General features: G+C 37.9%; 21 protein-coding genes. 18 read left to right on the forward strand and 3 right to left on the reverse strand.

Going from position 1 to position 21,265, the window contains the following annotated elements:
* The first annotated feature begins 2 nt into the window (after positions 1-2).
* The 7 genes from pdxA to R3O62_RS09765 all read left to right on the forward strand — a co-directional run bounded on the left by pdxA (position 3) and on the right by R3O62_RS09765 (position 5,933).
* The gene (gene pdxA / locus R3O62_RS09735) at positions 3-1,100 is read left to right on the forward strand and encodes a 4-hydroxythreonine-4-phosphate dehydrogenase PdxA (RefSeq protein ID WP_005775823.1); all 1,098 of its coding nucleotides are present in this window, start codon (positions 3-5) and stop codon (positions 1,098-1,100) included.
* 24 nt (positions 1,101-1,124) lie between these two features.
* On the forward strand, positions 1,125-2,351 hold the full coding sequence (locus R3O62_RS09740) for a sigma-54 interaction domain-containing protein (protein WP_005775824.1): 1,227 nt from the start codon (positions 1,125-1,127) through the stop codon (positions 2,349-2,351).
* Positions 2,338-2,859, forward strand: a complete 522-nt coding sequence (gene lptE, locus R3O62_RS09745; RefSeq protein ID WP_005775825.1) for an LptE family protein — start codon at positions 2,338-2,340, stop codon at positions 2,857-2,859. Before R3O62_RS09740 ends, lptE begins: the two co-directional genes overlap by 14 nt.
* Before the next feature lie 5 nt (positions 2,860-2,864).
* The gene (locus R3O62_RS09750) at positions 2,865-3,629 is read left to right on the forward strand and encodes a tetratricopeptide repeat protein (protein WP_217737054.1); all 765 of its coding nucleotides are present in this window, start codon (positions 2,865-2,867) and stop codon (positions 3,627-3,629) included.
* Positions 3,630-3,633: 4 nt separating this feature from the next.
* Positions 3,634-4,014, forward strand: coding sequence for a preprotein translocase subunit SecG (gene secG / locus R3O62_RS09755; protein WP_005775827.1), 381 nt, complete (start codon positions 3,634-3,636; stop codon positions 4,012-4,014).
* A gap of 170 nt (positions 4,015-4,184) precedes the next feature.
* A complete protein-coding gene (locus tag R3O62_RS09760) occupies positions 4,185-5,573 on the forward strand; it encodes an MFS transporter (protein WP_005775829.1) in 1,389 nt (462 codons plus the stop codon).
* A 6-nt stretch (positions 5,574-5,579) separates the two neighbouring features.
* Positions 5,580-5,933 (forward strand): PqqD family protein, encoded by a 354-nt coding sequence (locus R3O62_RS09765; protein WP_005809943.1) that lies wholly within the window; start codon positions 5,580-5,582, stop codon positions 5,931-5,933.
* Positions 5,934-6,014: 81 nt separating this feature from the next.
* Here the strand turns inward: R3O62_RS09765 and R3O62_RS09770 are convergent, their stop codons facing one another.
* From R3O62_RS09770 to R3O62_RS09780, 3 genes are all read right to left on the reverse strand, one after another.
* Entirely contained in the window at positions 6,015-7,070 is a 1,056-nt protein-coding gene (locus R3O62_RS09770) for a DUF4831 family protein (protein ID WP_005775831.1), read from the reverse strand.
* A 73-nt stretch (positions 7,071-7,143) separates the two neighbouring features.
* Positions 7,144-8,655 carry a bifunctional ADP-dependent NAD(P)H-hydrate dehydratase/NAD(P)H-hydrate epimerase gene (locus R3O62_RS09775; RefSeq protein ID WP_032539640.1) on the reverse strand — a complete coding sequence of 504 codons (1,512 nt, stop codon included), beginning with the start codon at positions 8,653-8,655 and terminating at the stop codon, positions 7,144-7,146.
* Between the two features lie 43 nt (positions 8,656-8,698).
* The gene (locus R3O62_RS09780) at positions 8,699-10,039 is read right to left on the reverse strand and encodes a DUF5690 family protein (protein ID WP_317472910.1); all 1,341 of its coding nucleotides are present in this window, start codon (positions 10,037-10,039) and stop codon (positions 8,699-8,701) included.
* 247 nt (positions 10,040-10,286) lie between these two features.
* Here R3O62_RS09780 and R3O62_RS09785 point away from each other — a divergent pair, with 247 nt between their 5' ends.
* The 11 genes from R3O62_RS09785 (at position 10,287) to R3O62_RS09835 (ending at position 21,195) form a co-directional block, all read left to right on the forward strand.
* A complete protein-coding gene (locus tag R3O62_RS09785) occupies positions 10,287-10,922 on the forward strand; it encodes a class I SAM-dependent methyltransferase (protein WP_005809936.1) in 636 nt (211 codons plus the stop codon).
* Between the two features lie 701 nt (positions 10,923-11,623).
* Complete coding sequence (gene upcY, locus R3O62_RS09790) at positions 11,624-12,142, forward strand: capsular polysaccharide transcription antiterminator UpcY (RefSeq protein WP_269110323.1); 519 nt, start codon at positions 11,624-11,626, stop codon at positions 12,140-12,142.
* A 169-nt stretch (positions 12,143-12,311) separates the two neighbouring features.
* Entirely contained in the window at positions 12,312-12,704 is a 393-nt protein-coding gene (locus R3O62_RS09795; RefSeq protein WP_186993171.1) for a UpxZ family transcription anti-terminator antagonist, read from the forward strand.
* Positions 12,705-12,706: 2 nt separating this feature from the next.
* A complete protein-coding gene (rfbA, locus tag R3O62_RS09800) occupies positions 12,707-13,594 on the forward strand; it encodes a glucose-1-phosphate thymidylyltransferase RfbA (RefSeq protein ID WP_186993170.1) in 888 nt (295 codons plus the stop codon).
* 10 nt (positions 13,595-13,604) lie between these two features.
* Positions 13,605-14,153: a dTDP-4-dehydrorhamnose 3,5-epimerase gene (gene rfbC / locus R3O62_RS09805; protein WP_234069671.1), complete on the forward strand. Its 549-nt coding sequence runs from the start codon at positions 13,605-13,607 to the stop codon at positions 14,151-14,153.
* A gap of 31 nt (positions 14,154-14,184) precedes the next feature.
* Positions 14,185-15,705, forward strand: a complete 1,521-nt coding sequence (locus R3O62_RS09810) for a polysaccharide biosynthesis protein (RefSeq protein WP_186993168.1) — start codon at positions 14,185-14,187, stop codon at positions 15,703-15,705.
* 1 nt (position 15,706) lies between these two features.
* On the forward strand, positions 15,707-16,708 hold the full coding sequence (locus R3O62_RS09815; RefSeq protein WP_317472909.1) for a glycosyltransferase family A protein: 1,002 nt from the start codon (positions 15,707-15,709) through the stop codon (positions 16,706-16,708).
* 1 nt (position 16,709) lies between these two features.
* Complete coding sequence (locus tag R3O62_RS09820) at positions 16,710-17,927, forward strand: Coenzyme F420 hydrogenase/dehydrogenase, beta subunit C-terminal domain (protein ID WP_186993166.1); 1,218 nt, start codon at positions 16,710-16,712, stop codon at positions 17,925-17,927.
* A 33-nt stretch (positions 17,928-17,960) separates the two neighbouring features.
* Positions 17,961-19,046, forward strand: coding sequence for a polysaccharide pyruvyl transferase family protein (locus tag R3O62_RS09825; RefSeq protein ID WP_269110322.1), 1,086 nt, complete (start codon positions 17,961-17,963; stop codon positions 19,044-19,046).
* Between the two features lie 33 nt (positions 19,047-19,079).
* Positions 19,080-20,072 (forward strand): glycosyltransferase family 2 protein, encoded by a 993-nt coding sequence (locus tag R3O62_RS09830; RefSeq protein ID WP_234231383.1) that lies wholly within the window; start codon positions 19,080-19,082, stop codon positions 20,070-20,072.
* Between the two features lie 46 nt (positions 20,073-20,118).
* Positions 20,119-21,195, forward strand: coding sequence for a glycosyltransferase family 4 protein (locus tag R3O62_RS09835; RefSeq protein ID WP_186993163.1), 1,077 nt, complete (start codon positions 20,119-20,121; stop codon positions 21,193-21,195).
* Positions 21,196-21,265: the final 70 nt, after the last annotated feature.

The following is a 21,265-nucleotide window of genomic DNA, read 5'->3' on the forward strand; positions in this document are numbered from 1 at the left end:
AAATGGAAGATAACAAAATAAAAATTGGTATCACTCAGGGAGACATAAACGGGGTAGGATACGAAGTAATCTTGAAGACTTTTGCCGACCCCGTCATGTTGGAACTTTGTACACCGGTCATTTACGGTTCGCCGAAGGTGGCTGCATATCACCGTAAATCACTCGATCTGCCTACTAACTTCAGTATTGTCAATACTGCTGCAGAAGCTGCACACAATCGGTTGAGTGTAGTCAATTGTACGGATGACGAAGTGAAAGTCGAGTTTTCAAAACCCGATCCGGAGGCCGGTAAAGCAGCTTTAGGGGCACTTGAAAAAGCGATAGAGGAGTTCAGGGAAGGGTTGATTGATGTCATTGTGACAGCTCCTATTAATAAGCATACAATTCAGTCCGAAGGATTCGCTTTCCCCGGACATACTGAATATATTGAAGAGCGTTTGGGAGACGGTTCGAAATCTCTGATGATTCTGATGAAGGAGGATTTCCGTGTGGCTTTGGTGACCGGCCATATTCCGGTTCGGGAGATAGCTTCTTCGATAACCAAAGAGCTGATTCAGGAGAAACTTGTCATTTTCAACCGTTCGTTGAAACAGGATTTTGGAATCGGCGCACCTCGCATTGCAGTGTTGGCACTGAATCCACATGCCGGAGATGACGGGTTGCTCGGTACGGAAGAACAGGAGATCATTTCTCCGGCTATCCAGGAGATGGCCGCTAAAGGAATCTTATGTTATGGTCCTTATCCGGCTGACGGCTTTATGGGATCGGGTAATTTTACCCATTTTGACGGAGTGCTCGCTATGTATCATGATCAGGGACTGGCACCTTTCAAGGCATTGGCCATGGATGAAGGTGTGAATTATACGGCAGGTCTGCCTGTGATACGCACTTCTCCGGCACACGGCACAGCCTATGATATTGCAGGAAAAGGGGTTGCTTGTGAAGATTCATTCCGGCAAGCCATTTATGTAGCGATTGATGTATTCCGTAACCGCCAGCGTGAAAAGGCAGCACATGCCAATCCGTTGCGTAAACAATATTACGAAAAAAGAGACGACAGTGATAAACTGAAGCTCGATACAGTAGATGACGATATTTAATCAGGAAGGGAGTTTAGTGCGAATATGACAAAAGCGGAAATACAACAAGTAAAACTAAGGTTCGGTATTATTGGTAACACTGAAGCCTTGACGCGTGCGATAGATGTTGCCATACAGGTAGCGCCTACCGATTTGTCCGTGCTAATAACCGGAGAGAGTGGTGTCGGCAAGGAAAGCTTTCCTCAGATTATTCATCAGTATAGCCGTCGTAAACATGGCCAGTATATTGCCGTGAACTGTGGTGCTATTCCTGAGGGGACCATTGATTCGGAACTATTTGGGCATGAAAAAGGGGCTTTTACAGGTGCTATTGGTGAGCGGAAAGGATATTTTGGCGAGGCCGACGGCGGGACTATCTTTCTGGATGAAGTCGGGGAGTTGCCTTTGCCTACTCAGGCGCGTTTGCTTCGTGTGCTTGAAAGCGGAGAGTTTATAAAAGTAGGTTCTTCCAAAGTGCAGAAAACAGATGTCCGTATTGTGGCTGCTACCAATGTCAATCTGACACAAGCCATTGCTGAAGGGCGTTTTCGTGAGGATTTGTATTACCGTCTCAATACGGTACCCATCCAGATTCCTCCTTTGCGGGAACGTGGAGAAGACGTGCTGTTGCTGTTCCGCAAATTTGCAAGTGATTTTGCGGAGAAATATCGTATGCCTGCGATACAACTGACCGAAGATGCCAAACAGGTTTTATTGTCATATTCATGGCCGGGTAATGTGCGCCAATTGAAGAATATCACGGAACAGATCTCTATCATTGAGACAAATCGTGAAATCAATGCTTCTATTTTGCGGACCTATCTGCCTGCCCAGAATACACAACGACTGCCGGCTTTGTTCGGTGTAAAAGCCGGGAAGAGTTTTGAAAGTGAACGTGAAATTTTATATCAGGTTCTCTTTGATATGCGGCAGGATGTGACCGAACTGAAAAAGCTTGTGCACGAAATCATGTCCGAACGCGGAGCTGTAGCTTCCAATGTTGGTACGTTTTATGCCCCGGCTCCTGTTGTGACGCCTCCGCCTTCTGTACCTGCCCTGATCCATCCGGTCAAGCCTAATTGTCCCGATGACGATGACATACAGGATACCGAAGAGTATGTTGAAGAGTCTCTTTCGCTGGACGAGGTAGAGAAAGAAATGATACGTAAAGCCCTTGAGAAACATCATGGCAAACGAAAAAGTGCGGCAAAGGACCTCAATATCTCTGAGCGTACCCTTTACCGAAAAATAAAAGAATATGGATTGGAATAAAAAGATAATGCGAATCTCACTACTGGTTGTCACGCTGGTAGTGGGCATCTCGTGTACTGTTTCTTATAAATTTAATGGTGGTAATATCAATTACGATAAGGTAAAGACTATTTCTATAGCCGACTTTCCTATAAAGTCGGACTATGTTTATGCACCGTTAGGTACTAAATTCAATGAAGATCTGAAAGATATCTTCCTTCGCCAGACTCGCCTGAAGCTGGTGAATAATAATGCCGACCTTCAGATTGATGGAGAAATCACCGGATACAACCAGTATAACCAAGCTGTTTCGGCCGATGGATACTCTTCTGAAACGAAGCTGACGATTACGGTAAATGTTCGTTTTGTGAATAATACGAACCATGAGCAGGACTTCGAACAGCAATTCTCGGCTTTCCGTGTCTACGACTCAAGAGAGTTACTGACAGCTGTTCAGGACGGACTGATTGCGGAGATGACCAAAGAGATTACAGATCAAATATTTAATGCAACGGTAGCAAATTGGTAATTGGGATGATTTCTGCTAATTTACAACAATGGATTCAGCATCCTGAAACGCTGAATAAAGATACTTTGTACGAGTTGCGGACACTTGTCACACGCTATCCTTATTTCCAGTCGCTGCGTTTACTCTATCTTAAAAATCTTTATCTGTTACACGATATCTCTTTCGGTGCGGAGCTTCGTAAAGCCATATTATATGTGGCAGATCGCCGGAAGCTGTTTTATCTGATTGAAGGTGAGAGGTATATTTTGAAGCCCCGTAAAAAGAATATGCCTTCCGAAGCAGAAGTGTTGGAGGAAGAGCCCGGTCTGGATCGTACACTCTCCCTGATCGATGCTTTTTTGGCCACTGTGCCTGAAGAGGTTTCCGGGCAGACGACTCTGGACTATTCAACGGATTATACTACTTATCTGTTACAGGAAGATGAAGAAGATTCCGCTCCGGAACAGTCGGAGATTCCGAAACTTCGTGGGCATGAATTGATCGATGGCTTTATCGAGAGAAGTGAGGGAGAAACATCCATTCGTCTGCAGCCCGCAGCTAACAATGAAACGCTTCCCGTGGAAGAAGAGGGGGAGGCGCATCATGAAGAAGATGAAGATGATAGCTGTTTTACCGAAACATTAGCCAAAATATATGTCAAACAGCACCGATATTCCAAGGCACTTGAAATTATTAAAAAATTAAGTTTGAAATATCCAAAAAAAAATGCTTACTTTGCAGACCAAATCAGATTTTTAGAGAAATTGATTATTAACGCTAAATCAAAATAACAAAATGTACTTATTATTAGTTATCTTAATGGTTATTGCAGCCATACTGATGTGCTTCATTGTGTTGATTCAGAACTCAAAAGGCGGTGGTCTTGCTTCTGGGTTCTCGTCATCTAACCAGATTATGGGTGTACGCAAAACTACAGACTTTCTGGAAAAGGCAACTTGGGGCTTAGCTGCATTTATGGTTGTGATGAGCATTGCTACTGCTTATGTTGTTCCGACTTCTTCTTCTAAAACGCAAGATGTCATCATGGAACAGGCTCAGCAGGAAGAACAGACCAACCCGTATAACCTGCCTGTAGGTACTACTGCACCGAAGACGGATGCTGCTGCTCCGGCTGAAGCACCTGCAACGGAAACTCCGGCAACCCCGGCAAACTAACAACAGATTCTTTTTAAGAAACGATAAGTGAAGCTGCAATTTCAAACCGAAACTTGCAGCTTCACTTGTTTTTAGCCGTAAAATGTATCTTTTTGTTAGGCATACAAGGCGGATTTAGTTACCTTTGTTCGCTATAACACTTTTACTAACTTCTGAGTTTAAATATTACAATGACAGAACAATTGAGAAACAAACTGAGTGACTCCAAAACACTTCGTTGGAGTGTGCTCGCTCTGGTCGCTTTTACTATGCTTTGCGGCTATTTCCTTACCGACGTAATGTCTCCTTTGAAACCCATGCTCGAAAAAGAGCTCCTTTGGGATAGTTTGGATTATGGATTCTTTACCAGCGCTTACGGGTGGTTTAATGTATTCCTGCTGATGTTGATTTTTGGTGGTATCATTCTCGATAAGATGGGAGTTCGTTTCACCGGAATGGGAGCCTGTATACTGATGGTGCTGGGTTGTGGACTGAAATATTATGCTATTTCTACAACTTTCCCCGAAGGCGCTTTGATTATGGGCTTCAAAACTCAGGTCTTTCTGGCTGCTTTAGGATATGCTATCTTTGGTGTAGGTGTAGAGATTGCAGGTATCACGGTTTCCAAGATTATTGTAAAATGGTTTAAGGGCAAAGAGATGGCTTTAGCCATGGGACTTGAGATGGCAACCGCGCGTATCGGTACTACTTTGGCAATGGTACTTACTGTTCCTATTGCCGATTATTTTGGCTATACGGATGAAAGTGGCAGTTTCCATACCAATATTCCGATGCCTATTTTGTTGTGTCTGATTATGCTGTGCATCGGTACTATCGCCTTCTTTATCTATACCTTTTATGATAAGAAACTTGATGCTTCTTTAGATGCTCAGGGAGAAGAACCGGAGGAACCGTTCCGTATGAAGGATGTTATGCTTATTGTTACTAATAAGGGATTCTGGTTGATTGCTTTATTGTGTGTATTGTTCTATTCCGCTGTCTTCCCCTTTATTAAATATGCAACCGACTTGATGGTGCAGAAGTATAACGTAGATCCTAAATTGGCTGGAAATATCCCAGGATTACTACCGATAGGGACCATCTTCCTGACTCCGTTGTTTGGTACTCTTTATGACCGTATCGGTAAGGGAGCTACATTGATGATTATCGGTGCCGTTATGTTGATTGGCGTACATACTTTGTTTGCGCTTCCTATCCTTAATGTATGGTGGTTTGCCACTGTAATTATGATAATTCTGGGTATTGCCTTCTCACTGGTGCCTTCGGCCATGTGGCCTTCTGTTCCGAAAATTATTCCGGAGAAACAACTGGGTACAGCCTATGCCCTGATTTTCTGGGTACAGAACTGGGGATTGATGGGTGTTCCTTTGTTGATCGGATGGGTACTGAATACTTATTGCAAAGGTCCCGTTGTAGATGGTGCACAGACCTATGATTATACTTTGCCTATGTCTATCTTTGCTTGTTTTGGTGTTTTGGCACTGATTGTGGCTTTGATGCTGAAAGCTGAAGATAAGAAGAAGGGATACGGATTGCAGGAAGCGAATATTAAGAAATAACAGAATATGGCAGACGCGAAAGAGAAAATAAATCTTCTGGATGTAATTCCTTTCCGTAGTGAGAATATTACAGCCGAAAAGGGAAGCGATGGTACCGTTACCATTGCTTTCCCCCGGTTTAAATATGAATGGATGCGGCGTTTTTTATTGCCCAAAGGAATGTCTCCGGATATTCATGTCCGGCTGGAAGAACATGGTACTGCCGTATGGGAGTTAATTGACGGGAAGCGGACCGTACGCCAGATTATTGAAGAACTTGCAGAGCATTTCGATCACGAAGAAAATTACGAATCGCGTATTACTGCCTATATCACCCAGTTGCAGAAGGACGGATTTGTGAAATTAGCGGTTACGAACTGACGGTGTTTGAAAAGCACAATTTAAGAAAATAAAAAAACTCCGACTGACCTGTATAGATCAGCCGGAGTTTTTTTATCAGTTTTATTCTCCTTCTTCCCTATCTACTTTAATCAATCCTCCTGTAGCCGGATTGAAAGTAACTTGTACGGTCGATTTTTTATTGAAAAGAGCTGGAGCCAGATATTCAATTGTTCCGAACTGTGTAACGGGAAGTTCACCGTTAAACCATTCTTTTTTTCCTTCTATAAGCGTCACTTGTGCCTTACCGGGTACGTTATAAGCTATGCCGTCTACTTTCTTTTTGCCATCGTCTTCCGGTACATTGACTGTTTTCAGATTTTTCAGAGTAATGTAAACCGGTTCTCCTGCCAGGTCATTATTGGCAACTATACCCAGTTTCCTGGAAAAGCGGAAGGCCACTTCGTTATCCATCTCTTTTTCCGGATTCAGGCGGATAGTAAATATCCGCTCGTCTTTATTCAGTGTACCTGAGAACATTTCGGTCATGGCAGCTTCCTGTTCTTCCAGGTTGGCAAGCATTATCTTCAGTTGTTCTCCGTCTTTAGGCATGTTGTCTGCCTGTCCGCGTACTAAGGCGTTTTTGCTTTCGCGGATGTTGTAGATTTCTTTGGCGACCAATTCAGCCATTTTAGCTGTAGAACCTGCCATCAGAATCTCTTCTGTCAGAAAATCACGTGGATTTACTTTTTTTCTCAGCGTAGTGGCTGGTTGTATAGGTGCAGACTTCTTCGGACTTAACGGTACATTGATCGATTTAACAATACCGTCTTCGGTCAACTCTATCAACGGAGCCACTGTTTTATCCTTCAGTTTGACGAAATAGGTATGGTCACTATCGGGGATACCGACAGATTTGGCTTTGACGCTGACCAGTTCCCAATATTCCTGAGGCTCTCCCGACACATCGGTCAGCCGCAGATAACGGTCGGCATATTTGCTGAATTCTCCCGGAGTGTATGTCACTTTATTGGCTTTGACTTCAATGTCGATTGCTGTTTTAGGAAGTGCATAGGTCACCCCGTAATCTTTTCCCCGGGTAACTCCTGCTGTAACTTCTGTCTGGGCATATGCCGAGGCAGAAAGTAACAGTCCTGTCAGTATAATTAGCTTTTTCATTTTCCGGTTTATTTTAACTGGTTTAAAAAACAAAGTTAATGAAGTTATTTGGAAAATCATAAGTTGTTAACCTTTATTCGCTTACCAGACGCCAGGCCATTGGCAGATAATTGACAATATCTCCGGCTGTCATACCGATAACGCCCTGCTTTTTGCGTGCGAAATCGCCGGCCAGACCGTGTACGTAAGTACCTATTTTAGCTGCTTCTTCAGCCGGGTATCCCTGTGTCAGTAAAGCCAGTACGACACCCGTCAACACATCTCCACTTCCGGCTGTCGCCATGCCCGGATTACCTGTGGAGTTGAAATAACATTTGCCCGAAGGGGTGATAATTGCTGAATAAGCTCCTTTTAATATAATATGTACTTTAGCGGTACGAGCCAGTTCACAAGCTTTCATTAGTCGCTCGTACGAATTCTGGCATTTGCCCACCATACGTTCCAGCTCCTTGGGGTGAGGGGTCAGGATGGAGCCTTTGGGGAGCGTGGTCAGTGCATGGCGGTGGTTGGCTAATATATTCAGTGCATCGGCATCCAGCACCAAAGGAGTCTGGCATCCACTGAGTTGCTCGAGCAATGCGGCTTCTGTTTCTTCTGAGCGTCCGATTCCCGGACCGATACCTACCGCCTGATAGTCATCTGTATCCGTGGGAAAAGCAAAGCAGGAATCACTGGCATCGAGTTCGACAATTGCTTCCGGGACGGAAATCTGTAGGATGTCATTGTTACGCATGGGTGCGTGTACAGTCAGCAATCCTACCCCCGAACGCATACAGGCACGGGCCGCCAGCACTGAAGCCCCTGCCATACCATACGATCCGGCAATCAGCAAGGCGTGTCCGAAATTTCCTTTGTGTGAAAAGGGGCTGCGGGGTTTGATCAAAGCATGTATCTCTTCTGCTTCCAATAAGGCATAATTGCTTTCTGTTTCTTCGATGGCTTCATGGCTGAGGTTGATATCCAGCAATTTCCATTCACCAACGAATTCGGCATTCTCTGCGAAGAGAAAAGCCAGTTTGGGCAATTGCAGGCTCAGTGTCAGATGGGCACGGATGATATTGGCTTTTACGTTAAATGTGTTTTCTTCTCCCATCAATCCCGAAGGGATGTCGATAGCAACCACTGTAGCAGGTGATGCATTGATATATTTCACTACAGCCGCGAAACCGCCGCTTAACGGTTTATTGAGTCCCGAACCAAAAAGTCCGTCCACTACCAAATGATCCATTGTCAGGGTAGGAGGTACAAATTGTGTGCTTACTTCACTGAACTTCACATTATCCATCATTTCCACCAATTCTTTGTTGGTCTGACAGTCGGCTGACAGTTCTCCTTTCGGGTTGAACAGATAGGCTTCAACCTTATATTCCTTTTCCGCCAGCATGCGGGCCACGGCAAGGGCATCTCCGCCGTTATTACCCGGTCCCGCAAATACCGTGACAGGAGTTGTGATGTCCCAACGTTCAGTGATGGCTTTTGTCAGTGCCTGCGCTGCCCGTTCCATCAGGTCGATCGATGCAATCGGTTCATGTTCTATGGTGTAAGCATCCAGTTTTTTGATGCTGCTACTTGGAAAAATCTTCATGGTGAACTTTTATTTTAAGTTTTTTGACCCACAAAGATAGCAATTAATATACGAAATCAGGAACTTCTTTTTCTTCTTCTTTTTTTCTGAATACGCCTGTTTTTCCGTAGTTCTCTCTACGATAACGTTGGTGCAGATAGATAAATGAACATACGAAAGCGACAAAACAAATCACTCCTACATAGCCGGCCATCAGGTTGTAGAAAGTAGTCCAGTTAATGTCAGGTGAAAAGAATTCCTTGACAGCCAATACGATAACCGTACCCGTATAACCGAGAAAATCATTCATGGCAATAAAGAAACCTACATTACCCCGGATTTTAAAGCATGCGATGAATCGGTCGAAGAAAATGGTCTGAAAAGTGAGAAAAGCCAGATAAAGACAGAGGCTCTGAATGAATAACCAGACAATAGCGTTTAATTGCAATTGTTCGTAGCCAAATGAAACCACTGTCATCACTACCATGCTGATGATGATCAATCCCAGTAATATCGATAATGCTTTCAAGTTGCTTCGTACAAAAACCATCAACCCGAAAATGACAAGGATAATGATAGTTACTACGCTGTCTACCTGAGCAAACATCCACGAAGAGTATTGGGATACATCGATAATCTTCACCAGGAAGTCTTCTTTGATATCCCTTAAGATTGTCAATACTACATTGGCAATGAAGAGCAGGGTGAGAAAAGGCATAAAATTCTTGAAGATATCCCAACGCTGTTTGCCGTTCAGTGTTTCCCGTTTCGATTTCATGGCGATATCTTCGGCCGTGGGTTGTGGGAGCCGGTTCAGAGAATAACCCAATAGGGCGAGTATGGGTAAAGCAATACCTCCGATCAGAGTCGGCATCCAGAATTCACTTATGTTTAAAGTGTCCATAACAAACAAGCCGGCGGACTTAGCTGTTCCCGAGCTGATAACCATACTGACACCCAACAAGCTGGCGAGTATGTCCGTCATGCGGCGTCCTTCTATAAAACTAAAAATGATTCCCCACATACATCCCAATGAAAGACCGTTCAGAAACATAGCTCCTATATTATAAGGTGCAGGTAGTAGTCCGAACAGTATCAACGAAGCTTCTGCCAGTACAATGGAGATCAGGATGAATTTCATCCGGTTTTCCCGTTTCAATTCTGAAATGAGTTTGATCCCAATGAACTTGGAAAGTACGTATCCTAATATCTGTGCGATAGTGACCACTACTTTATAATCCATTCCAAATGCCTCAAGTCCATCGAATCCGGCAGCCGTATAAGGTTTTCTTAGTGCATAAACCAGTGAGTAGGAGAGCAATGCAGCACCACCTGCCCAAAGAATGAAAAGGAAATCGGAAAGTTTCTTTTGTGAATTAGTTTTTACTTGTTGTACATTGTCCATAACATCTGCTTGTTGTTTTCTGGCGCAAAAATAGGTCCCTCGTATTACAGACCTGTTACTGAATATATGAATATTTATTATTAATAGATATTGATAATGAAAGAGTTATGTTGTAATGTTTATGTAATATTTATGAAATAGAAACGAAATTCATACTGTGCTTCTATCGAATAAATTCCCTACTTTTAGGTATTGCCTGTTTATATGGAATCTGTAACTTTGTTTGTGAAACCAAAACAAATAATAAATGAAAAGGAAAAGCCTTATTAACAGAATCTTGCAGAATGTCCGTAAACCCGAAGGATTCTTTGGAAGAATGATACTCTGGGGAATGAATCAGGGACATGCTTCGTTGGCTCATTGGGGAATGTCTTGTATGGAGTGGCATCAGGGATGGAACGTGCTTGATATAGGTTGCGGTGGTGGTGCCAACCTGGCGCAAATCCTCAAATATTGCCCGCAAGGTAAGGCTTTTGGCATAGACATTTCACCGGAAAGTGTTGCTTTTGCACGAAAAAGAAACAGAAGGCAACTTGGTACACGTTGTTTTGTAGAGCAGGGGAGTGTCGATCAACTTCCATATTCCGATCACAGTTTTAATGTGGTCACCGCTTTTGAGACCATTTACTTCTGGAGTGACTTACAGCATACTTTTACTGAAGTGGCACGTGTCTTGAAGCCTGGCGGAGCATTTCTTATCTGTTGTGAAATGAGTGATCCGACGAATGAAGTATGGACCAGTCGTGTCGAAGGAATGGTGGTGTATTCCGATGATCAGCTGAAGACTATTCTTGTTAATGCCGGTTTTACCAATATAGCCATGTACCGCCGCAGAAAAGAGGAATTATGTATAATAGGGCATAAGAAAATGATGCAGTTGTAAAGGATACCGATGGTTAGCTTACTACTGAATGTATTAACAATGTTAATGGTAAGAAGAGAAGTTTAATTGCTTGCCGATAACTTATTAACTTCGTATTTTTATGAAGTTAATATCCTATGGTTACGAAGTTAACTTTAACACTGTGTTAAAGTTAACTTCCTATAATCATTTTATTAATACCCTGTTTGCAGGAAATCAGATGATTATATGTTTGTTGTTTAGTTCAGGTAGAATCATCCTTTTACATTTAAAATATGAAGTTGTCAATTTATCAAGTTAGCATTAATACTTCTTGTTACTTAATTAAATGCTTGTTTTTATATTTTTCTATAATACATATATTATAGTACTTCCCTTCTTTATGAAGATTTGAATTATACTTTTGATTTACATGGGTATAGCCATGTTTTGTGAAAATAATCTGTGAAAAGTTTTGGAGACTCGAAAGAAGGTTTTACCTTTGCAACCGAAAATATATATGCGTGTGAATACTCTTTTTTGAATCGAATATATATTTCAAATAAAATAATTCAACGTATCAGATGGTTCTCAAATCTGATGCGAATACTTTTTCTATATCCAATCATTAAAAAACTTAATTTGTAAACTGTTGAGAATCAGATTCCTTTTTTTGAGAATTTCTGTTTTTAACAAATTTTCATTTCTACTCATTATTCAAACTTATTCTTACGGACGCAGCGTTGGAGGCAACAGATAACGATAAACATTGGTATGTCGTATTGACACGAACTAATTCGGAACGTAAAGTTCGGGATTATTTTCAGTTACAGGAAGTAGATACTTTTCTCCCTGTTCAAAATTGTGTCATCGAACGTGAAGGAAAGCGCATCGAGCGTGAGCGCCTTCTCTTGCCCCGTATGGTTTTTGTTCACATCTCTCGTCAGGAAATGTTTGCCGTACGAAATACCCTGAATGTATACGATTTCCTTCGCGATCGTTCTACCGGAGCTCCCACTTGTATTCCTGATAGGCAGATGGCTGATTTTCGTTATATGCTCGATTATTCCCATGATCAAGTTATTCTGACCGGTGAAACCATTCCTCAGGGAACTCGTGTAGTAGTAGCTAAAGGTGACTTGCAGGGCTTGCGTGGTGAGTTGGTCCGTTACAATAATAAATATCACATTTTAGTGCGTATCGATATGTTCGGTAGCGCCATGGTGACTATTCCGGCCAGTTACGTCCGAAAGGATAAATAAAAACTATAAATGTAAAGAAAATGCCATTATATGTAATGGCGATAACAATATATGTAACGGGTGATAACAATATATGTAATGTCCCGTTACGTCATTAGATACAATTCTCTTTTATATAAGTCAAAAACCGAAGAAAGAATCGACGAATCATAATTCATTCCTTTTTAAAATGAAAAATTCTCTGTGTAACTCTGTGTCCTCTGTTGTGAAAAAGCTTCTGGAGTATGGTGAGGACGGTACTCCTGTCTATGTGAATGAACTTACTGCGTTAAACCAGGAACTCCGTAATTTGTGTGCCGATCTTCTTCTCCGGAAGGGGGAATCTCCCGAAGAAGAAGCAGAAATACTTGTCACTTTGTTCAAGGGTTACAATACCATGCTGTTTAATGTCTCCGCAGAGAATGAACAGGTTATTCAAGAGTTATTGGATCGTTCAATGGCTGTTTTAGAAAAACTTCCTGCCTCTGTTTTGAAATGTCAGTTACTGTTGGAGTGCTTTGAGCAGATGGGGGATGAGGAGCTGATAGGAGAGGTTAAGAAAAATATAGAGGGATTTATTTGATAATGAAAGGCATTGTTTTAGCAGGTGGCTCAGGGACACGGCTATATCCTATAACTAAAGGAGTGAGTAAGCAGTTACTTCCCGTCTTTGATAAACCCATGATTTATTATCCTATTTCTGTACTGATGTTGGCAGGTATACGGGAGATTTTGATTATTTCTACTCCCGATGATTTGTCTGGATTTCAACGTTTATTGGGTGATGGATCTGATTTTGGAGTGAAGTTTGAGTATGCAGAACAGCCTTCGCCTGATGGTTTAGCACAAGCATTCATCATAGGAGAAAAATTTATAGGAGATGATTCTGTCTGTTTGATCTTAGGTGATAATATCTTTTATGGGCAAGGATTTACGCGAATGTTAAGTGAGGCTGTTAGTATTGCAGAATCAGAAAGTAAAGCAACCGTTTTTGGCTATTGGGTAAGTGATCCCGAACGCTATGGTGTGGCAGAATTTGATAAAAATGGGAATGTTTTCAGCATAGAGGAAAAACCTCAGAAACCTAAATCTAATTATGCCGTTGTAGGACTATATTTCTATCCTAATAAGGTAGTTGAGGTTGCAAAGAGTATTAAACCCTCTTCTCGCGGCGAGTTAGAAATAACGACTGTCAATCAGAGGTTCTTATCAGACAAGGAATTGAAGGTTCAATTATTAGGTCGGGGATTTGCATGGCTTGATACAGGTACACACGATTCCTTATCTGAGGCAAGTACTTTTATTGAGGTTATTGAGAAACGCCAAGGTTTAAAAGTTGCATGTTTAGAGGGGATCGCTTTAAGAAAGGGCTGGATTTCTCCGGAAAAGATGAAAGCATTGGCACAGCCAATGCTTAAGAATCAATATGGACGATATCTGTTGAAGGTCATAGATGAACTATCTATAAAATAACTTCTTCCCGATGAATATAATAAAAACAGCTATTGAAGGACTTGTGATCCTTGAACCACGACTCTTCAAAGATGATCGTGGGTATTTCTTTGAATCTTTCAATCAGAGAGAATTCGAAGAAAAAGTCTGTAAAACTACTTTTGTACAAGATAATGAATCTAAGTCGAGCTATGGTGTTATTCGTGGTTTACATTTTCAGAAACCTCCTTTTGCTCAGAGCAAGTTAGTGCGGGTAATTAAGGGGGCTGTTCTTGATGTAGCCGTTGATATTCGTAAAGGGTCACCTACATTTGGAAAACATGTATCAGTAGAGCTTACAGAAGATAACCACTGTCAGTTCTTTATTCCACGCGGCTTTGCACATGGCTTTAGTGTACTGAGCGAAGAAGTGATTTTTCAGTATAAGTGTGATAACTTTTATCATCCGGAAGCAGAAGGAGCTATTGCTTGGAATGATCCGGATTTAGGAATCGAATGGAGAATAGGCGAAGATGAAATTTCACTTTCAAAGAAGGATCGTAATCATCTTTATTTAAGAGAATTATCTCTTTGGATTTAGATAAAATCTCAATAATATTATATATTAAATCGTGAAAACTCAGAATGACAATAAGCGTATAGCTAAAAATACATTGCTGCTCTATGTGCGTATGTTTTTTAATATGGGCGTCGCATTATATACTTCAAGAGTTATATTAAAAACATTGGGAATTGAAGATTTTGGTATATATAACGTTGTTGCAGGAGTCATTTCAATGTTTTCATTCTTGAATTCATCCATGAGTGGTGCAACTTCTCGTTTTTTAGCTTTTGAATTAGGAAAAGGTAATTATTTGAAGTTGCAGAAAGTTTTTTCTTCGGCTATCACTATACATTTTATTATTGCATTAAGTGTACTACTTTTAGGAGAAACTGTTGGCTTATGGTTCTTACAAACAAAGTTAGTCATTCCTTTTGATAGGATGTTCGCAGCAAATATTATATATCAGATTACGATATTTAGTAGTTTTATTACTATACTGCAAGTACCATATACTGCCTTGATTATGGCTAATGAAAGAATGAATATTTATGCTTATGTTGAGATATTAAATGTATGCCTAAAATTATTAATAGTATTTTTATTGGTGATTATTCCAGCTGATAAATTAATTGTTTATGGAGTCCTTTTATTGATTGTCACAATATTAATATTTGTAATCTATAGTATTTATTGCGTACGTAATTTACGGGGAGCATATTTTAGTTTTTCTTTTAATAAAAAAGAAATATATCCAATGCTTAGTTTTTCAAGTTGGGATTTATATGGAAATGCCAGTGTTATTGCTCGTACCCAAGGGGTAAATATATTGCTAAATATTTTTTTTGGAACTATATTAAATGCCGCTAGTGGTGTAGCCACACAGGTGCAATCTGCTGTTATGGGACTGGCTAATAATGTTATTGCTGCAATTCGTCCCCAAATAGTAAAAAGCTATGCAATAAAGGATTATTCCCGTACTATTTATTTGGTTAATAAAGCATCTGTGTATACTTTTATGCTTCTGCTTATTTTTACTATTCCTCTTTTACTGGAAATGAACTTTGTGTTGTCATTATGGTTAAAGGAGGTACCTTTATATAGTGCTGTATTATGTCAATATACACTCTTATTTAATTTATTTGCAAATATATCTGTAATTGTTATCAGTGCCATACATGCAACAGGGAGAATAAAGCGTCCTAGTTTAATTAATGGTACATTTTATATACTTGTTATTCCTATTTCTTATATTGCATTTAAATTGGGGGGCTCTCCTGAATCTGCTTATATCTATAATGTAATTGCAGTGATATGTGGGTTATTATCTAATGTTTGGACATTACATTTATATATTCCGTCTTTCTCTTTTAAATATTTTTTTATTCATGTAGTATGTAAATGTGTTTTGATCTTTTTATCAATTCTTATCCCAATCTATTTTTTTATGTTTCTGATTAATGAGGGGTGGTTGCGTCTTATTTTTGTAGTAGTATTGTCTACTGTTTCCATTTTGTTGATTACTTATTTTTTTATTATGACTAAATCAGAACAATCTTTTTTTAAAATGAAATTGCAAAAGTTTAAATAGAATGGATAAATTAGTAAGTATTATTACTCCCTGTTATAATTCTGGTGGATTTTTACATAGACTACTGGATTCTATATTAATTCAGAATTACCCTTTTATCGAAATGTATGCTGTAGATGATGGTTCTATAGATAATACAAAAGAAGTGATTATGAACTATATCCCTAAATTTAATAATAAAGGGTATTCCCTTCATTATTTATATCAGGAGAATAGTGGGCAGTCAGTGGCTGTCAATAGAGCCTTAAAGAAAATAAAGGGAGATTATTTGGTATGGCCCGATAGTGATGATTTTTATGCTACAAATGATGTTATATCTAAAATGGTAGATTTATTGATGGGAAGTGATGACTCTGTAGGTATGGTTCGATGCTTGCCTAATTACTTAGATGATAAAACATTAAAAACTATTAGGGAATTTGAAATAATGAGTCATTATAATGAAGATCTATTTGAAGATTGTTTATATGTAAGAAATGGTTATTTCTTTTTGGCTGGTGGTTATATGGTTAAAACAGTCGTTTTAGATAAATGTATAATAAACAGGGAAATATATATAGAAAAAGATGCTGGGCAGAATTGGCAATTAATGCTTCCTTTATTGTACCATTATCGTTGTTTAACAATAAAAGAAAAACTACATAATGTTTTGTGTCGAAAAGAATCACACTCCCGAAGTCAATATAAATCTTATGAAGATGTTTGTCGTAAATTTTTGTCTTATGAGAATACTTTAGTTCAGACTTTAAAATCGATGACTTTCTTATGTGAAGAAAAACAAGAGGCATATATTAAAAATATTCATCTTAAATATTTACTTATACAGTTTGATACTTGTTTGAAATATAAAAAAAATGAAGAAGCGAATATCCTAAAAAGAAGATTAAAAAATGATTTTCATTATTCATTCTCTTTTTCTCAAGTGGTAGATTATACTTGTTATCGAATCCCCGGATATAGTTTACTAAAAAAGTATATAATTTGGCTAATTGATAGACTATAAAATGATTCATATAAAGGAAGCTAAAGACTGTTGTGGTTGTGATGCTTGTTCGCAAGTTTGTCCTCAACGTTGTATAGTAATGAAAGAGGATGAATGTGGATTTTGGTATCCTCGGGTAGATGAGGCTGTTTGCATTAATTGTCATCTATGTGAAAGGGTTTGTCCAATTATTAACCAGAACGAATCTAAAAAGCCATTAAATGTATATGCAGCAAAAAACAAAGATGAAAGGATTCGTATTCAGAGTTCTTCTGGAGGCATTTTTACATTAATAGCTGAGCAAGTATTGAGAGAAGGAGGGGTGGTTTTTGGTGCTCGTTTCAATGAACAATGGGAGGTTGTACATGATTATACTGAAAGGGAAAATGAACTTGTTTTATTTCGGGGTTCTAAGTATGTACAAAGTAAAATAGGTGTAGCTTTTGAAAAAGCAAAATTTTTCCTTGATAATAAACGAAAGGTTCTGTTTACAGGTACCCCTTGTCAGATAGCGGGATTAAGAAAATATTTAAGGAAAAAATATGATAATTTACTCACTGTTGATTTTATTTGTCATGGCGTACCAAGTCCTTTGGTTTGGAGGAAATATTTACAGGAAATAAAGTTGCAGCAGTATCATGAAATAAAAAAATATAAAACATTTCCTATATCCGTATGTGAGAAAGATATTTGTATTAAAAATATTTCATTTAGATCTAAACTATTGGGATGGAAAAAGTTTAGTTTCTCTCTTTCTTTTTTTATTTCGTTACGTGATGGGACCTTTTATGAAAATAAAATAATAGAATCACTTGACGAAAATATTTTTATGCGTGGCTTTTTAACTAATCTCTATTTGCGACCTTCATGCTATAGTTGTCAATTCAAAAGTGGAAAAAGTGGCAGTGATATAACATTAGGAGATTTTTGGGGGATAGATAAAATATTGCCTACGTTTGATGATGATAAAGGAGTTAGTTTAGTACTTATTAATAGGGAAGAAATTAAATCGTGGTTTGAAGAATTCTGTCAAGATAGAAAGTTGGAGAAATATGAAAACGCACTTCAGGAAAACTCTAGTCTGCTGGCTTCAGTGACTCCACATCGCAACATGAAATATTTTTATTCAAAAATGTACAAAGGAGAGTGCTTACAAAAATGTATATCAGTGTCTCTTGAGAAAAAGAATATAAAATACCGGTTAGCAAGTATATTATATCATTTATGTAAGAAAAACTAATTTGAGTTTAAGGTGTAATTTGATTATAAATATATGTCTATTGTTTTAAAAATAGGAATATTAACATTGCCTTTGGGCTATAATTATGGTAATTTACTTCAGGCGTATGCCCTACAAACGATATTACAGAGAATGGGGCATGATGCCAAGGTCTTGAATCATCGATTGGGTCTTTCTAATAGAGGGCTAAGGCAGAGGATTGTATTAGCTTTTTCTCAATATAATTTTAGAAAATTTACAAGAAAGCATATTAATTTAACAAAAGAAATAAAGAGTTCAATCCAGTGGAATAATATAAATTCTTTCGATGTTATTATTGTTGGTAGTGACCAAGTTTGGAGACTTGATTATGTTGGAGAGGATATTGAACGGTATTTTTTGGATTTTGTTAATGGAGAATCGACAAAAAGAATTTCTTATGCAGCCTCATTTGGCATAGATTCATTCGTATGTACAGTTAAAAAAAAGACTGTTTTGGCTAATTTGTTACAACGTTTCGATGCTGTATCTGTTCGTGAGTTTTCTGGCATTAATATTTGTGCTAAGAACTTTGGAGTAATGGCTAAGCAAGTTATTGATCCCACTTTATTATTAACAGCAGCTGATTATCAGAATTTGATAAAAAATACCCCATCACATAAAAATCAGGCTATTTCATATATTCTAGATATTGATGAAAATAAAGAGAAGTGTGTAGATATTCTTATAAAAGAGTATGGCTTGAATTTGAAAAAAGTAAATAGCCGTTTACATTTTAGAGATTTTATAAAATATTATTCTTTGCATTTGAAGGATTATATGGTTCCATCTATAGAAGAATGGTTGATAGACTTTATGTCTGCTAATCTTGTGATTACAGATAGCTTTCATGGAATGGTATTTTCAATCCTTTTTAAAAAAACATTTTTTGTTATTGCTAATCAAGGACGTGGTCTTGAGAGAATATCTTCTTTATTACAATCTTTGGGATTAGAAGATAGATTGTTTTTAGGATTTGAAGAATTGAAATACGCGATTGATAATAAACAGATAAAAATAATAAACTATGATATCGTTGGAGAAAAATTGGAAATATTACGAAAGAATTCTTTTGCCTTTTTATCTCAATCATTGACCTGAGCTTTGTTTGTTTTTTGTTATACTTATTTTTATATGTGTTCTTATAGCCCTTTGATTTCCGTTATTGTTCCTGTATATAATGCAGAAAACTATGTTGCAAAAACCATAGACTCGGTATTGGATCAAACATATCGAAACTTTGAATTGATTCTTGTAGATGATGGGAGTGAGGATCAAACAAAAGATATATTAATTAAATATGCTTCCTTGCATAGTCGTATAAAGCTGATTTGTCAGTCAAATCAAGGGCAAAATCGGGCAAGAGAAACTGGAGCCAATATGGCAGCTGGTGAATATCTTTTTTTCTTAGATGCCGATGATTTAATTAAACCTTTGACTTTACAAGCTTTAGTGGATTCTTCCGATAATTGCAGAAGTGATTTAGTTGTATCGAATATTTTTTTATACTACGATGATAGAGAAATAGTTGAGCAATGGTTTAAGAAGGAAGATGTTTGTTCTGTGAGAGATTTATTATTATCATTCCTTAGAGTGATGGGAAATGGAAGTTTGTGTGCTAAACTATTCAGGCGTGAAAGATTTTCTTTTCATGATATTTATTCTCGGGACGACATTAGAATGAATGAGGATTATTTGGTTTTTGTTCAGAATATGTTACTGTTTAATTACAAGGTTTCATTTTGTGAATATGTTGGTTATAAGTATCGTAAACATGGAACAGGAGCCTCTTCCATAAGACAATTATCTTCTGCAAATAGTGTTTTAGATGTTGCATATTTTTTGTCAGCTTTGATCGTGTCAACTTATCCAGACGATAAGGACATAATCCAAATGCTATGTCGGTATATAAACTATCATTTGTATATTGCATTGGCTGTAAATTTAGCATGTGTATTTAACCCCAAAGCAAAACAACTTTATTATTTAGCTAATTCTCCTAGCCATTTAAGTATTTGTGGTTTATCTTTTAAAGAAAAAATGCTAATAAAAATTGTAATATTTCCTTCTCTCTTGAAAAGAATCGTGATTATAATAAGAAATATAAAACAAAAAATTGAAGTTTAATTACGAGAATTAAATTTTTATTTTATATTAAAAAAGTATAATTATTATGTCAAAAGAGCACATCGTTTTTTTGTTTCCAGGTGCTTGGAGTGTACCGATTGGAGGATATAAAGTTATATATGAATATGCTAATCGTTTTGTTCAAGATGGATATAATGTGACAATTGTTTATCCAGCACAAGTATTGTTTAAGAAACATGCATTTTTTAATAAATTGTGTATTTTAGCTTTTTATATTAAAAATATCGTATTTAAAAAATATGAGCCATATTCATGGTTTCCTTTAGATAAGCGAGTGCAATTGAAATATGTTTGGTCGTTAAAAGAGAAGAATGTTCCATATGCAGATGTATATGTTGCAACAGCTGTTGAAACTGCTATATATTTAAATGAATATACGAATGATAGAGCACAAAAATATTATTTTATTCAAGGTTATGAAACTTGGGCTGTATGTGAGGATAGGCTTTGGGAGTCATATAAATACAAAATGAATAAGATTGTTATTGCTCCTTGGCTGTTGGATAAAGTTAGAGCTGTTGGTCAAGAAGCTATTATGATTTACAATGGTTTTGATTTTAAGTGTTTTTGCTTGATAAAAGATATAGAGTTCAAAGATAAATATTGTGTTTCTATGCTTTATCATACTAGTAAATTGAAAGGATGTGATGTCGCTTTTGCTGCTTTAAACAGAGTAAAGGATAGGATTCCACAACTTCATGTTAATCTATTTGGTTTTCCAGATAAACCCAAGAATTTACCAGATTGGTTTACATATTATCAAAAGCCTAATAGAGAACTACTTAATAAGATATATAATAATTCTGCTATTTTTATTGGCGCAAGTTATAGCGAAGGTTTTTGTCTGACTCCTCCTGAGGCTATGATGTGTGGCTGTGCTATTGCTTGTACAGATATCGGAGGATATACTGTTATATGTAAACATGAAGAAAATTCATTATTATCTCCAGTTGGAGATAATGAAGCGTTGGCAATGAATGTAATAAGACTAATAGAGGATGATGATTTAAGAATACATTTAGCAGGAAATGGATATACAATGATACAGGAATTTACATGGGATAGAGCTTATGGACAATTAAAAAGGGCGTTTCAATTGTAATTAATATAGCCTTTTAAATCTTTTATTTATTTTGAATTTTATTTTGTTATTTGTTGTTTCTTATATTTTT

Source organism: Bacteroides hominis, from assembly GCF_033042785.2.
GTDB classification, from domain to species: Bacteria; Bacteroidota; Bacteroidia; order Bacteroidales; family Bacteroidaceae; genus Bacteroides; species Bacteroides hominis.

What these genes read in the sequence shown, in the direction of transcription:
- pdxA (WP_005775823.1), top strand. Translation starts at nt 3, where the DNA reads ATGGAAGATAACAAAATAAAAATTGGTATCACTCAGGGAGACATAAAC.
- R3O62_RS09740 (WP_005775824.1), top strand. Translation starts at nt 1,125, where the DNA reads ATGACAAAAGCGGAAATACAACAAGTAAAACTAAGGTTCGGTATTATT.
- lptE (WP_005775825.1), top strand. Translation starts at nt 2,338, where the DNA reads ATGGATTGGAATAAAAAGATAATGCGAATCTCACTACTGGTTGTCACG.
- R3O62_RS09750 (WP_217737054.1), top strand. Translation starts at nt 2,865, where the DNA reads ATGATTTCTGCTAATTTACAACAATGGATTCAGCATCCTGAAACGCTG.
- secG (WP_005775827.1), top strand. Translation starts at nt 3,634, where the DNA reads ATGTACTTATTATTAGTTATCTTAATGGTTATTGCAGCCATACTGATG.
- R3O62_RS09760 (WP_005775829.1), top strand. Translation starts at nt 4,185, where the DNA reads ATGACAGAACAATTGAGAAACAAACTGAGTGACTCCAAAACACTTCGT.
- R3O62_RS09765 (WP_005809943.1), top strand. Translation starts at nt 5,580, where the DNA reads ATGGCAGACGCGAAAGAGAAAATAAATCTTCTGGATGTAATTCCTTTC.
- R3O62_RS09770 (WP_005775831.1), bottom strand. Translation starts at nt 7,070, where the DNA reads ATGAAAAAGCTAATTATACTGACAGGACTGTTACTTTCTGCCTCGGCA.
- R3O62_RS09775 (WP_032539640.1), bottom strand. Translation starts at nt 8,655, where the DNA reads ATGAAGATTTTTCCAAGTAGCAGCATCAAAAAACTGGATGCTTACACC.
- R3O62_RS09780 (WP_317472910.1), bottom strand. Translation starts at nt 10,039, where the DNA reads ATGGACAATGTACAACAAGTAAAAACTAATTCACAAAAGAAACTTTCC.
- R3O62_RS09785 (WP_005809936.1), top strand. Translation starts at nt 10,287, where the DNA reads ATGAAAAGGAAAAGCCTTATTAACAGAATCTTGCAGAATGTCCGTAAA.
- R3O62_RS09795 (WP_186993171.1), top strand. Translation starts at nt 12,312, where the DNA reads ATGAAAAATTCTCTGTGTAACTCTGTGTCCTCTGTTGTGAAAAAGCTT.
- rfbA (WP_186993170.1), top strand. Translation starts at nt 12,707, where the DNA reads ATGAAAGGCATTGTTTTAGCAGGTGGCTCAGGGACACGGCTATATCCT.
- rfbC (WP_234069671.1), top strand. Translation starts at nt 13,605, where the DNA reads ATGAATATAATAAAAACAGCTATTGAAGGACTTGTGATCCTTGAACCA.
- R3O62_RS09815 (WP_317472909.1), top strand. Translation starts at nt 15,707, where the DNA reads ATGGATAAATTAGTAAGTATTATTACTCCCTGTTATAATTCTGGTGGA.
- R3O62_RS09820 (WP_186993166.1), top strand. Translation starts at nt 16,710, where the DNA reads ATGATTCATATAAAGGAAGCTAAAGACTGTTGTGGTTGTGATGCTTGT.
- R3O62_RS09825 (WP_269110322.1), top strand. Translation starts at nt 17,961, where the DNA reads ATGTCTATTGTTTTAAAAATAGGAATATTAACATTGCCTTTGGGCTAT.
- R3O62_RS09830 (WP_234231383.1), top strand. Translation starts at nt 19,080, where the DNA reads ATGTGTTCTTATAGCCCTTTGATTTCCGTTATTGTTCCTGTATATAAT.
- R3O62_RS09835 (WP_186993163.1), top strand. Translation starts at nt 20,119, where the DNA reads ATGTCAAAAGAGCACATCGTTTTTTTGTTTCCAGGTGCTTGGAGTGTA.